The sequence below is a fragment of the Pectobacterium peruviense genome (genome assembly GCF_002847345.1).
Classification (GTDB): Bacteria; Pseudomonadota; Gammaproteobacteria; order Enterobacterales; family Enterobacteriaceae; genus Pectobacterium; species Pectobacterium peruviense.
On the sequence record NZ_LXFV01000026.1, the window covers coordinates 1 to 10,955 of the forward strand.

A 10,955-nucleotide genomic window follows, 5' to 3' on the forward strand; every position below is an offset into this window, starting at 1 on the left:
ACCTCCTGGAAGGACTATTTCTTTGCTGAAATCCACGACCAGCCGGGTAGCTAAACGGTCAGAGCCAGGTTCATTCGACGAGAACCATCGTCGCTACGCAGGAGAACAAGCATGACACTCGATTCTCACGACACTGTTTGCCAGCCGTTGTTGCAGGTAGACGGCGTCGGGCTGGAATACCGCACGCGGCGCAGTCTGGTACGCGCCACCCATGATGTCAGTTTTGACGTCTTTCCCGCCGAACGGTTTGTGTTATTAGGGCCTTCCGGCTGCGGCAAATCCAGCCTGCTCAAATCTATCGGCGGCTTTTTGTCCCCGGTAGACGGTGAAATCCGCCTGGACGGGCAGCGTGTCACACGTCCAGGCCCAGATCGCATTATGGTCTTTCAGGAATTTGACCAGCTACCACCGTGGAAAACCGTGCTGGAAAATACGCTGTTTCCGCTGGTTGCCAGCCGTCAGGCAACGCGAGCCGAAGCAGAAGAGCGCGCCCGTTATTTTCTCGATAAGGTCGGTCTAGCGAAGTTTGCCGATGCCTATCCGCATACCTTATCCGGTGGGATGAAACAACGTGTTGCCATCGCGCGGGCGCTGACCATGCAGCCGAAAGTGCTGCTTATGGATGAGCCATTCGCCGCACTGGATGCCCTAACCCGCCGCAAAATGCAGGAAGAATTGCTGGCGTTGTGGGAAGAAGTACGCTTCACGCTATTGTTCGTCACCCACTCGATTGAGGAAGCGCTGATCGTCGGCAGCCGAGTTTTACTGCTTTCACCACATCCGGGTCGCGTGCGGGCGGAAATCAACTGCCATCAGTTCGCGCTAAACGATCAGGGCAGCGAAGCTTTTCAGAGCACGGCACAGCGCATTCACCATCTTCTTTTTCCAACCGATGTCGACGCGCCGTCACCCGTCACATCCACGCAAGGTAAAACTTATGAGCATCCAGCCCCCCGTGCGGCCCGAGTATCAGCGTGAACTGGCACCGCTGAAAGATTTTACCCTCGCCCAACCTCTGCCGCTGGCAACCCGTCTGTGGAATCAGACCTGGATTCGCAAGCTGGTGCTGCTGGCTGGTCTGCTATTGCTGTGGGAAATAGGCGCACGTTGGCAAAATAACGACCTGATGCTGCCCAGCTTCCTGCAAACGTTTCAGGCCTTTCGCGACGATGTCGCCAGCGGTGAACTGCCGCATAAGATGGTGGTTTCTCTCGGCACATTGCTGAAAGGCTATATCATCGGCAGCCTGCTCGCGCTGGCACTCAGTGCACTGGCGGTGTCCACCCGTTTCGGGCGCGATCTCTTAGGCACCTTGACCTCCATGTTCAACCCACTGCCCGCGATTGCGTTACTGCCGTTAGCGCTGCTGTGGTTTGGGCTAGGAGAAAAGAGTCTGGTATTCGTGCTCGTCCACTCCGTGATGTGGCCGATGGCACTGAACACCTATTCCGGTTTTCTCGGTGTTTCGGAAACGCTGCGTATGGCGGGTCGCAACTACGGCCTGACCGGCTTTCGCTACATTAGTGCGATCTTGATCCCTGCTGCGCTGCCGTCGATTATTTCTGGCCTGAAGATCGGCTGGGCGTTTGCCTGGCGCACCCTGATCGCCGCTGAGCTGGTGTTCGGTGCATCCAGCGGCAATGGCGGTTTGGGTTGGTACATCTTCCAGAACCGTAACGAGCTTTACACCGACCGTGTTTTTGCCGGGCTGGCTTCCGTCATCATCATTGGGCTGCTGGTTGAAGGACTGGTATTTTCTACTATCGAAAAGGTCACGGTGAAACGCTGGGGAATGCAGCGCTAAACGTCATTTTGGTTATGCGAAATCTACCCATTCATAGCCAGAATTATTCTTTTGCGGCGTTCGATATCGCTGTTACAACTGATTTGTCTTTTCCCACAGAGATGAGAGATCGCGAACATGATTGCAATACAAGCGCCACAAACCTATCTGAATCGTGATGGTGTCATTCGTTCTGTCGGCGACTATGCGGCGCCTTACGCCAGCACAATACTGATTATTACCAGCCCGCAGGCATGGAAAACGACGTCTGACGCCGTCGAACGCAGCCTCAATGAACACGGCTTACGCTATCAGGTCGAATTCTTGCCGGGCGATTGCACCAAACCCGCGATCGAGACGCTAACTGCACAGGCGCGCGCATTCAATGCGGAACTGATTTTAGGCATCGGAGGCGGGCGTGTGCTCGATGTCGCCAAGGCTGTCGGCGATATTCTGGGGCAGATCCCCGTCATCGCCGTCCCCACCATTGCCGCAACCTGCGCCGCCTGGTCACCGATCAGCGTGATTTACAGCGATAGCGGTGCGCACAACGGCCCCTTTCCACTGACGCGTTTACCGGTGTGGGTGCTGGTAGACAGTGAAATCATCGCCCACAGCCCTTCACGTTACCTCAAAGCCGGTATCGTGGATGCACTGGCAAAGTGGTACGAATTTCAACCGTATTTGCGCCACGGCGATGATGGACTGGCGTTAGCGCTCAAAGCGCAGGCGGCAAAGCTGGCCGTAGAAACGTTTAATACGTACGGCGAGCAGGCCATAGCGGATAATGAACAAGGGTTGGTCACCCCTGCCCTGCGCCGTGTGATCGATGCCGTTATTGCACTGGCTGGCGTGGCGAATAGCATGAAAGATGAGGTGCCACGCATCGGCGTCGCGCATGCGATTCACAACAGCATGACTCGCCTGCCGGAACTGCATGACTGGCTGCACGGAGAGAAAGTGGGTTTTGGTCTGGCTACACAGGCTTTTCTGGAACACGATAACGACGCTGACCGCGAAGAACTGTTCGCCCAGTTGCGCCGCTACGGTAGTCCGATCACGCTAAGCGCCCTTGGTCTGAACGAACGTCCATTGCTGGTTGAAAGCATCGCGCAGAACGTGAAAATCGCCCCCAAAATTGCTGCCCGTCTGCCGTTCGCAACGGATGCCGAACGGATTCAACAGGCGCTATGGCGTACGCAAACGCTGGAAGAGAACACGTTCAACAGCCACGCGGCATGACGGCAGATAACGCTTTTTTCCCAATAATGAAGCAATCAGGCATTGTTGGGAAAAAACCATCAGCCATGGCATGTCATCCCGCTAAGGGCAAACTAACGAACCTTTTTGAAAAGGAGCAATACCACTGGCACACAGACTAAAAAACCATACACATATCCATTAAAAGCATTCTCTGTTGCATCCTTGATCTGGCGGAGAGAGGATGAATAACGCTCTGCTGAAACGGAATTAGAAAGCTGTAGGGTTTCATTCTCCATAAAAACAGACATAGGCTGTAATGATATAAACAACCATACCAAGTAGCAAAACAGTATAAATAGAATACTTCCCCATCTCAAAAAGTACATTCCCCTATTCTCCCTCATGTAAATCACCTTATTTTTTTGAAGATAAAAATAATTAACAAGATGCAGATGAAAAAGCCAAAAAAACCAACCTCATCGATTACACCAGCCTTAGCTTGCACTATATTGATCGCATTACTGTATTCACTCATCGTCATAGCATCTGAAACTCGCCTTGATTCCTTCTCAAGGAAACTAAAAAACGATCTTTTGGCAAAATGAAGTACGATAAAATAGCAACATGAGACGAACAGAATCCCTGACCATCTAACGATAGTTTTTCTTTTATTTGTTAGCATCGCTAAAACCACCTAATAAACCGCCCACTGAGCCACCAGAATAAGATGAGCCATATCCTAAAGCTGAAGCCACTTCCGTAACAGCTGACTCTCCCCTTGACCTTAGCGTCTCTTCTGTTGGCATAAAGTTATCTATGTTGGGGTATTGCTTTTTGAACTCGCCAGTCACGTCTGCAACCTGCATTGATGCTCCGGCACTTTTCCCCATTAAATATCGCTGCAAAGATACAGGTACGGCGAAACTCTCTTCCAGATCAACGCGCATTTGAGAGTTTGTGTTGTACCCTGCACTGAACACGCTCGATCCAGCAAACTTAATTCCATCCATGGTGTGAGTGGTACAGTTTTTACCTGTCACATCATACTGATCAACAGTTTTCCCACGTCTTTGAGTCGCATCACGCATGTCTGGAGTTTGGATGGAAGGAGCGCCATTTTCCCACAACCGTTCAAAGTATTTTCTCGTGATAAATAGATCTGCGTCATCAATGCGAAATACCTTAGCTTCCATTTTATATAATTCATTCCTGTAATACATTCTCGCATCTTCATATTTCAAAAAATTAAGAATTCCATCACCTAAAAGAGCCCCGAACCATCGCCGGCCAAATCGACCATAGGTATACACATGAGCATCATTATTCTCATGAACTGAAACAAAAACATGTCCGGCGCCCTTGATTTCAGTCCAAATAAATACACCATTTGCTATTGGATTTACCTCCGGCTTACATTGTTCAACCAGAGCAGTCCATTCACTTTTTTTGGGGGGAAGATAAACAGGATCACCCCTAAAGTAAGACTGGGGTTTGCTCTTGATCCCCTTTGCTCCTTCAATAGTTTGACCAGCAAACCACCGGTAAATATTATTTCCATTCCCCATAATCCCTCACGCATTCAGAAATCAATTTCCTATTATTCAACAGCTAACTACTTAATATAGTACATAGAATAGTTTTCTCAGTATTCTACTATTACGTTGGTACTCAATAGAAACGGGCGCATCGATTATTCGATGCGCCCGTTGTACATGCAATTTGGAATGTGACGGTATTACCCCTGCTCGGCGGGCTGGGTACTGATACCTTTGATTTCACGCTCGTACGCCTGCGCTTTCTTCTCATCGAACTGGTGTTCCCACTTGGCAATCACCAGCACCGCCAGCGCATTTCCCACCACGTTCAGCGCGGTACGTGCCATATCGAGGATACGGTCTACGCCCGCAATAAACGCCAGACCTTCCAGCGGAATGCCGACGCTGCCCAGCGTGGCAAGCAGTACAACAAACGACACGCCCGGTACGCCTGCAATACCTTTGGAGGTTAGCATCAGCGTCAACACCAGCACGATTTCCTGCCCAATCGACAGTTCGATGCCGTACAGCTGCGCGATGAAGATTGCGGCAATGCTTTGGTACAGCGTAGAGCCATCGAGGTTAAAGGAGTAACCGGTCGGCACCACGAAGCTGGTAATCGACTTCGGTGCACCATAGGCTTCCATTTTTTCGATGATACGCGGCAGCACGGTTTCTGAACTGGCGGTGGAGTACGCCAGAATCAGCTCATCTTTCAGAATTCGAATCAGCATCGTGATTCGCAGTTTACACAGCCGTGCGACCGCACCGAGCACCACCAGCGCAAAGAAGAAGATTGCCGCGTAAACCAGCATCACCAGCTTAGCCAACGGCCACAGCGAAGCAAAACCAAAGTTGGCAACCGTGACGGAAATCAACGCAAACACCCCAACCGGCGCGTAGCGCATGATCATGTGCGTCACTTTGAACATCGTTTCCGATACGCCGCGAAAGACGCTCAGCAGCGGATCACGATGTTCTTTAGGCAACGAAGATAGCCCCAGACCAAACAGCACCGAGAAGAAAATGATCGGCAGCATTTCACCGTGTGCCATCGCCGCGAAGATATTCGGCGGAATCAGCGACAGCACCGTCCCCACCAGACTGTGCGAGCCGCTCTGCACCTGCTCGGTGGTCTTTTGATACTGCGAGATATCAACGGCCGTCAGCGTCGACATATCGATGCCGAGCCCCGGCTTGAAGACATTGGCCAGCGTAATACCAAGGATAATCGCTACCGTCGTGATGATTTCAAAATAGAGGATGGTTTTGAAGCCGATACGCCCAAGCTTTTTGGCATCCCCGACACCCGCAATCCCAACAACCAGCGTGGCGATAACAATGGGGACAACAATCATTTTAATCAGGCGGATAAAGATATCACCCGCTGGGCTAAGAATATTGCTGATGAGCCACTGACGGCTTTCCTGCTGTTCATGCAGTACGGCACCGAGAGCAATACCAAGAACTAACGCAATAAGGATTTGCCAGGCTAGGCTGATTTTTTGTGTTTTCATCGTCATTTTCCGTTTTAAACTCCCCGCCATTACTGACATGGCGCTAGCGCGACTCCGGCGCAATACGAACCGAAAAAATCAACGTGGAGGTGAGTGACTAGTAAGAATATCTGATTGGTTGCTAGCGTTATTTTTCTACTGTGACACAAAAGTCGTTAACATAATTATTCAATAAAAATGCACAACTATTTGTATCGCTTAACAAAAATAAATACATAAGCTATTGTTATGATAGGAATGCTACTATTCCACCACTATCAGATCAAGCAGATTATCGGCACGATAAATCATATTTATGCTGAATCGAGTACAAAAAATGGCGGACGTTGAGGAACAAGAAATTGCAGCGAAGTAGAAAGGAAAACGTCTGCCCAGTCAGAAAAAACGCTGGCTGGGCATCAGGTTAGGAAAGTGTGCAATCACTCAGATTTGGTAATCAATCACCGCTTCGTCGTTATCAGAGAATACCTTGTCCTTAATGTCATCCAGCGACAGCTCTGTATTGCACAGCTGAATAAATTTCCAGGCATAATTACGCTGTAATTGTCCCTTTTTGAGCCCCAGCCAGACCGTGTTAGCTTCAAACAGGTGCTCGGCATTCAGCCGTACCAGACCTTTATCACGCACGGGGTCGTATGACATATCGGCGACAATCCCAACGCCAAGCCCCAGCTCAACATAAGTTTTAATCACATCCGAATCCTGCGCACTCAGCGTAATATCCGGCGACATGCCCACAGCCTGAAACGCCCGATCCAAGCGCGAACGTCCCGTAATCCCCTGACGATAGGTAATCAGTGGTTCCGCATTGAGCATTTCCAGCGTAATAACTGGCTCCTGCGTCAGCGGATGGTGCTCTGGCACAATGACCGAATGGTGCCAGCGATAATAGGAGAATGCTGCCAACGAGGGATCGTTAATCAATTGCTCACTGGCAATACCGATATCGGCTTCGCCAGAATGAAGCATCGCCACGATTTCATCCGGCGTGCCCTGATTCAGCACCAAACGCACCTGTGGGTACAACGATCGGAAGGCTTTAATCACTGGCGGCAGGCTGTAACGCGCCTGCGTATGCGTGGTCGCGATCACCAGTTGCCCGGTGTCGTTATTGGTGAAGACATTCGCCAACCGGCGAATGTTGCTGGCGTCATTCAGAATGCGCTCTGCCACCACCAGCAGTTCTTTTCCCGGCTCGGTCATCCCTAACAAGCGCTTACCGCGACGGATAAAAATTTCAATCCCCAACTCTTCTTCCAGTTCGCGGATATGGCGACTCACGCCGGATTGAGAGGTAAACAGCGTATTCGCTACCTCGGTCAGGTTATAGTTGCACCGTGCTGATTCACGAATAATCTTCAGTTGCTGAAAGTTCACCTTTCACTCCCTTGTTCTTTATTACAGATAGCAACATTGATCCAAGTAATGAGAGGCAGAACAAATAAGCAAATGGAGTTGATTATATTTTTTTATACTAACGGTATGTCTGCCGCGATAGATTATCTAACAATGAATAGACATAAATAGTAAAATCAAAATGTTAGATAAAAGCAGTTTTATGTCTCACACAGAGTCAATCAACCATTTCGCTATGATTTATGCTTTTCTGATCTATTTATCTCGGTGCTTTTATTCCCTTTTTCCAGTGTTTCTGCTCAGGCTAAATAGGACGCACGACTTCAAGCTGAAGTGCTATCACTGCTATGATGGCGGTCAGAATCAAAGACAAGGTGGCAGCATGCAGGGCGTACCGGAACACTTTACCGATGAAAGAGACTATGCCCAATTTCGGCACTTGCCGACGCTGCCCGGCATAGAGCTTTATCACGCGCATATCTGCCGCTATGCCTTTGAGCCACACACGCATGAGGCGTTTGGCATCGGTACCATTGACGATGGCGCAGAGCGATTCCGCTACCGCGGTGCCAAACATATTGCGCCTGTCGATTCGTTAGTCTTGATGAATCCCGACGAACTGCACACCGGGGAATCCGCCACGGAAGACGGCTGGCGCTATCGCATGATCTACATCCCGCCCGATGTGCTGGAAAGCGTCTCCGGTGAGAAAGGCTGGTGGTTTACCGACGTCGTGCGTCACGATCCTGCGACCGCACGTAAACTGGCTATGACGTTGGCTACGCTGTGGCAGACGACCGATCCATTAGCGAGTGAAAGCCTGCTGCTGTCGCTGATTGCGCTTTTCCGGCCCCACGCGCACATTGCACAACGTCAGGTTATTGAACCGTTCCATCGCTTTGATGTGGTGAAAGCTTATCTGCGGGAGAATTTCGCCCACACCATTACCTTAAAAGAGCTGGCGGCACTGGTTTCCCTCAGTCCGTATCATTTTCTACGCCAGTTCAAAGCCCAGTTTCACGTGACGCCGCACCAGATGCTGATGGCGATTCGGCTGTATGAGGCCAAGCAGATGCTGACACGGGGTATGGCGGCCGCCCATGTTGCCGTCGCCGTTGGGTTAACCGATCAGGCGCACCTGACGCGCACTTTCGCTCAGCGCTATGGCGTCACGCCTATTCGCTATCAAAAGCAGGTTTATCCGGTTCTACGCTAGCCTTTTTAGCGTGAATACTTTCAGCGCCACGATGACAAACAGCAATATCCTACAATAATTAGTCGCCGACTCTCCCTAGACTGGCGCGATGAAATATTGTGAACAAGCAGGTTTATCATGCTGATTGGTGTTTTATTTGCGCTTGCCGCTGGGCTGATGTGGGGATTGATTTTCGTTGGGCCGCTGCTCGTACCGGACTATTCTGCCGCATTGCAGTCCACTGGACGCTATCTGGCTTTTGGGTTGATTGCCCTGCCGCTGGCCTGGCTCGATCGCCGCCGCCTGCGCAAACTTACCCGCAGCGACTGGCTGGAAGCCACGAAGCTCACCGTTATCGGCAACCTGCTGTACTACTTTCTGCTCGCCAGCGCGATTCAACGCACCGGCGCGCCGATATCAACGATGATTATCGGCACGCTGCCCGTCGTGATTTCCGTGACCGCCAATGTGCTGTACAGCAAGCATGACGGCCGTGTGGCCTGGCGTCGACTTCTCCCTTCGCTGCTGTTGATTGCCGCCGGACTGATCTGCGTCAATATTGCCGAGCTGAAAGGCAATACGGACACATTCGATGTATGGCGTTACACCAGCGGCATTGCGATGGCATTTTGCGCGGTCATTTGCTGGACCTGGTATCCGCTGCGCAATGCACGCTGGCTGCGCGACCACAAAAGCAATACGCCGCTTACCTGGGCCACCGCACAAGGTCTGGTCACGCTACCGCTGGCACTGGTGGGTTATATTCTGGTGTGTGGTCATCTGGCGCTGACGGATGCGACGTTTACGCAACCGTTCGGCCCACGGCCTGAGGTTTTCATCCCACTGATGATTGCGATTGGTCTGTTTTGTTCATGGATCGGCACGCTATTTTGGAACGAGGCAAGCCAACGCCTGCCGACGGTACTGGTAGGGCCGTTGATTGTATTTGAAACGCTGGCGGGGCTGGCCTATGCCTTTATGATTCGGCAATCCTGGCCGCCGCTGTTGACGCTCTGCGGCATCGCCTGCCTGATTATCGGTGTAATCTGCGCCATACGGGTGAAACCGGAACCTGTCGTTGTGAAAAAATCAACGGTGGTAGAAGTTCAGGTGCCGGTTTCACGAGCCGAGTGAAAGCGAGTGAGGAAATAAGGCAAGTCGTCCGTTATGTCCGGCTTGCCAGCTTCTGAAACAGTTCAGTCAGTTGCGCTTCATCCCTTGCGCCCTGATGCTGATCGGTCACCTTACCATTAGCATCAATGATAAATGAGGTCGGCGTACCGCTGACCTGATAGCGCTCTTTGGTAATCCCCAACTGATCGCGCACCACCGGATACGTCACACTATGGTGTGCCAGCATCGAGGTGATATCTACGCTATCCGGATCGGTGTTAACCGCCACAACGACCACTTTATCGCCATAGTCCTTGCTTAGCTTCTCCAGCGCGCCCATTTCGATCATGCAGCCGCCGCAGCCCGACGACCAGAAATTCAGGTACACGCTTTTCCCCTGCCAGCGCGACAGATCCACCTGCTGGCCAGCCAGATCGTAGGCTGCCAGCGCAGGTGCTTGTGCCCCGACGCTAACCTGCTCTTCCTTACAGCCGCTCAGCGCGATAGCGCCCAGCAGGCAAAGCGCGGTAATACCGTTACGCCATTTCATGATGATTGACCTCTTCACCAAAATACTTACCGTGTTGCAAACGGATAATGCGGTCAGCAAACCGCCCCAATTCAGGATTGTGCGTCACCATCACAATGGTACGCCCCTGCCGATGCAGATCTTTCAGCAGATCCAACACCCGCCGTTCATTCTCTTCGTCCAGATTTCCCGTCGGTTCATCGGCGAAAATCACCGGAGGCTCATTGACCAATGCGCGAGCGATGCAGACGCGCTGCTGTTCACCGCCAGAAAGTTGGCTCGGTAAGTGATCCATACGATGCGCCAGCCCAACCTGCTCAAGCACGCGCTGTGCTGCGGCTTCATCCACCACGCTGTGGTAATGCTGCGCCAGCATCACGTTTTCCAGCGCGGTTAGAAACGGAATCAGGTGGAACTGTTGAAATACCAGCCCAATTTTATCGGCACGGAACTGACGTCGCCCTTCCTCATCCAGCGCCGCCGCATCGACACCGTCCAACAGCACCTGCCCTTCGCTTACCGTATCCAGACAGGTAAGAATGTTCATTAGCGTAGTTTTACCGGAACCGGACGCGCCCATGATGGCGACAAACTCACCGCGTGCGATGCGGATATTGATATCTTCCAGCGCGGTAACCTGACCAAAGCGTTTATAGAGCTGGCGAGTTTCAATCACCGCTTCCGTTGCCTGCGCCTTTTCCTGCGCGTTTACCTCTACAGACAT

The 10,955-nt window shown here is 51.6% G+C and carries 10 protein-coding genes; 5 read left to right on the forward strand and 5 right to left on the reverse strand.

Features of this window, described 5'->3' with window-relative positions; genetic code table 11:
- The first annotated feature begins 111 nt into the window (after positions 1–111).
- The 3 genes from A0G03_RS17465 to A0G03_RS17475 all read left to right on the forward strand — a co-directional run bounded on the left by A0G03_RS17465 (position 112) and on the right by A0G03_RS17475 (position 3,025).
- Positions 112–978 carry an ABC transporter ATP-binding protein gene (locus A0G03_RS17465; RefSeq protein ID WP_048259453.1) on the forward strand — a complete coding sequence of 289 codons (867 nt, stop codon included), beginning with the start codon at positions 112–114 and terminating at the stop codon, positions 976–978.
- Positions 938–1,804, forward strand: a complete 867-nt coding sequence (locus A0G03_RS17470) for an ABC transporter permease (protein ID WP_048259452.1) — start codon at positions 938–940, stop codon at positions 1,802–1,804. The genes A0G03_RS17465 and A0G03_RS17470 overlap by 41 nt, the downstream gene beginning before the upstream one ends.
- Positions 1,805–1,921: 117 nt before the next feature.
- Complete coding sequence (locus A0G03_RS17475) at positions 1,922–3,025, forward strand: iron-containing alcohol dehydrogenase family protein (RefSeq protein ID WP_048259451.1); 1,104 nt, start codon at positions 1,922–1,924, stop codon at positions 3,023–3,025.
- A gap of 629 nt (positions 3,026–3,654) precedes the next feature.
- Here A0G03_RS17475 and A0G03_RS17480 read toward each other — a convergent pair.
- From A0G03_RS17480 to cbl, 3 genes are all read right to left on the reverse strand, one after another.
- Positions 3,655–4,551: a hypothetical protein gene (locus A0G03_RS17480; RefSeq protein WP_048259449.1), complete on the reverse strand. Its 897-nt coding sequence runs from the start codon at positions 4,549–4,551 to the stop codon at positions 3,655–3,657.
- A gap of 170 nt (positions 4,552–4,721) precedes the next feature.
- Positions 4,722–6,038, reverse strand: coding sequence for a glutamate/aspartate:proton symporter GltP (gltP, locus tag A0G03_RS17485; protein ID WP_048259448.1), 1,317 nt, complete (start codon positions 6,036–6,038; stop codon positions 4,722–4,724).
- Between the two features lie 423 nt (positions 6,039–6,461).
- Positions 6,462–7,415, reverse strand: a complete 954-nt coding sequence (gene cbl, locus A0G03_RS17490) for an HTH-type transcriptional regulator Cbl (protein WP_048259447.1) — start codon at positions 7,413–7,415, stop codon at positions 6,462–6,464.
- A 361-nt stretch (positions 7,416–7,776) separates the two neighbouring features.
- On the opposite strand from cbl, the gene A0G03_RS17495 reads away from it, so the two are divergent.
- Positions 7,777–8,610, forward strand: coding sequence for an AraC family transcriptional regulator (locus A0G03_RS17495; protein WP_048259446.1), 834 nt, complete (start codon positions 7,777–7,779; stop codon positions 8,608–8,610).
- A gap of 117 nt (positions 8,611–8,727) precedes the next feature.
- Positions 8,728–9,723, forward strand: coding sequence for a DMT family transporter (locus tag A0G03_RS17500; protein ID WP_048259445.1), 996 nt, complete (start codon positions 8,728–8,730; stop codon positions 9,721–9,723).
- A gap of 31 nt (positions 9,724–9,754) precedes the next feature.
- On the opposite strand, the gene A0G03_RS17505 is transcribed toward A0G03_RS17500, so the two are convergent.
- Entirely contained in the window at positions 9,755–10,252 is a 498-nt protein-coding gene (locus A0G03_RS17505) for a TlpA family protein disulfide reductase (protein ID WP_048259444.1), read from the reverse strand.
- Positions 10,239–10,955, reverse strand: coding sequence for an ABC transporter ATP-binding protein (locus A0G03_RS17510; RefSeq protein WP_048259443.1), 717 nt, complete (start codon positions 10,953–10,955; stop codon positions 10,239–10,241). The genes A0G03_RS17505 and A0G03_RS17510 overlap by 14 nt, the downstream gene beginning before the upstream one ends.

What these genes read in the sequence shown, in the direction of transcription:
- A0G03_RS17480 (WP_048259449.1), bottom strand. Translation starts at nt 4,551, where the DNA reads ATGGGGAATGGAAATAATATTTACCGGTGGTTTGCTGGTCAAACTATT.
- A0G03_RS17510 (WP_048259443.1), bottom strand. Translation starts at nt 10,955, where the DNA reads ATGTCTGTAGAGGTAAACGCGCAGGAAAAGGCGCAGGCAACGGAAGCG.
- A0G03_RS17470 (WP_048259452.1), top strand. Translation starts at nt 938, where the DNA reads ATGAGCATCCAGCCCCCCGTGCGGCCCGAGTATCAGCGTGAACTGGCA.
- gltP (WP_048259448.1), bottom strand. Translation starts at nt 6,038, where the DNA reads ATGAAAACACAAAAAATCAGCCTAGCCTGGCAAATCCTTATTGCGTTA.
- A0G03_RS17505 (WP_048259444.1), bottom strand. Translation starts at nt 10,252, where the DNA reads ATGAAATGGCGTAACGGTATTACCGCGCTTTGCCTGCTGGGCGCTATC.
- A0G03_RS17495 (WP_048259446.1), top strand. Translation starts at nt 7,777, where the DNA reads ATGCAGGGCGTACCGGAACACTTTACCGATGAAAGAGACTATGCCCAA.
- A0G03_RS17465 (WP_048259453.1), top strand. Translation starts at nt 112, where the DNA reads ATGACACTCGATTCTCACGACACTGTTTGCCAGCCGTTGTTGCAGGTA.
- A0G03_RS17475 (WP_048259451.1), top strand. Translation starts at nt 1,922, where the DNA reads ATGATTGCAATACAAGCGCCACAAACCTATCTGAATCGTGATGGTGTC.
- A0G03_RS17500 (WP_048259445.1), top strand. Translation starts at nt 8,728, where the DNA reads ATGCTGATTGGTGTTTTATTTGCGCTTGCCGCTGGGCTGATGTGGGGA.